Here is a 1,352-nt window from a genome sequence, read left to right as displayed (position 1 = left end):
GGCGCATCGTGGGACCTCGTGATGTCACATGGACACGCCACGACGATAAGAAAAGCCACCCGACGCCCGCGTCGGACAAGCCGCTGTGGCGCTGCCGGAGGTCAAGACTTGACGACGCACGGGGTCGTCGGGCGCTCGCAATCGGGCCTGCATTGCCAAATAGGGCAGACATCGCCGTTCCGTGCAGGCGGCGCCGGGCGGCGTCCGAGCTAAAGTTCGCACCCATCACCCACCGGGCGGCGCGAGAAATCCGCAGGGCTGACAGGCACTTAGCCTTCAGCCCCAAGCCGGCCCGGCACGCCAAGCCCACTTCTCCATGGAATATCCCGGCAATCTTTTCGTCGTCGCCGCACCCAGCGGCGCGGGCAAGTCCAGCCTTGTGAAGGCGCTGCTGGAGCTGGATGCCAAGCTGGCCGTGTCCATCTCCCACACCTCGCGCGCACCGCGCGGCCAGGAGCAGCATGGCCGCGAATACTGGTTCATCACGCCGGAGGAATTCCGCGCGATGGCCGAACGCGGTGATTTCTTTGAATGGGCCGAGGTCCACGGCAACCTCTACGGCACCTCGCGAGCCGCCATCGAGGCGCGCATGCAGCATGGCGATGACGTCGTACTGGAGATCGACTTCCAGGGCGCACTGCAGATCAAGCAGCTCTTCCCCTATGCCGTGCTGATTTTCATCCTGCCGCCGAGCTGGGACGAATTGCAGTCACGCCTGAACCGCCGTGGCGACACCGAACCCGAGGTCATCGCCAAGCGCATGGCCAATGCGCGCCTCGAGGTGGCGCAGGCGCAGAACTTCGATTTTGTCGTCGTGAATGCGGTGTTCGACACCGCCGTTTTCGACCTCAAATCCATCGTCCACGCGCAGCGGCTAAAATACTTGGCTCAGCGGCGCAACCGCTCTGCCGTCTTTCAGGCGCTCGATCTGCCCTGATCCGCTTTTCTCCAAGGAACACCATGGCCCGCATCACCGTCGAAGACTGCCTGATCAAGATCCCGAACCGCTTCCAGCTGGTGCTGGCCGCCACCTATCGCGCCCGCATGCTGAGCCAGGGCCACAGCCCGCGCATCGAGAGCAAGAACAAGCCCGGCGTGACCGCCCTGCGTGAAATTGCCGCCGGCGAAGTCGGCATCGAGATGCTGCGCAAGGTTCCGGTCTAAGCACCGTCCCCTGCTGCCACACGGGCGCCCTCGGGCGCCCGTTTGCATTTCGGAGTTTGGGCCGAGCGCCGGGCCGTTCCCAAGCCGGCCCGCCATGGCGATGTGCTTGTGGCTCAACGCTACAAGCATCGCCGTCTCCGCGGGGGACCGGCCAGGTATTCCCTGGACGAGGGGCCAACAGTTTTCAT

At 64.6% G+C, this 1,352-nt stretch carries 2 protein-coding genes; both read left to right on the top strand.

Annotated elements, in window-relative coordinates; translation table 11 throughout:
- Positions 1-316 precede the first annotated feature (316 nt).
- The gene (gmk, locus tag AC1DU6_RS31345) at positions 317-937 is read left to right on the top strand and encodes a guanylate kinase (protein ID WP_056195329.1); all 621 of its coding nucleotides are present in this window, start codon (positions 317-319) and stop codon (positions 935-937) included.
- A 23-nt stretch (positions 938-960) separates the two neighbouring features.
- On the top strand, positions 961-1,164 hold the full coding sequence (gene rpoZ, locus AC1DU6_RS31340) for a DNA-directed RNA polymerase subunit omega (protein WP_056195325.1): 204 nt from the start codon (positions 961-963) through the stop codon (positions 1,162-1,164).
- Positions 1,165-1,352 lie beyond the last annotated feature (188 nt).

This window comes from Roseateles sp. P5_B10 (assembly GCF_056400485.1).
Note: the sequence above shows the minus strand (reverse complement) of the source record. Positions and strands in the feature narration are given on the sequence as shown.

What these genes read in the sequence shown, in the direction of transcription:
- gmk (WP_056195329.1), top strand. Translation starts at nt 317, where the DNA reads ATGGAATATCCCGGCAATCTTTTCGTCGTCGCCGCACCCAGCGGCGCG.
- rpoZ (WP_056195325.1), top strand. Translation starts at nt 961, where the DNA reads ATGGCCCGCATCACCGTCGAAGACTGCCTGATCAAGATCCCGAACCGC.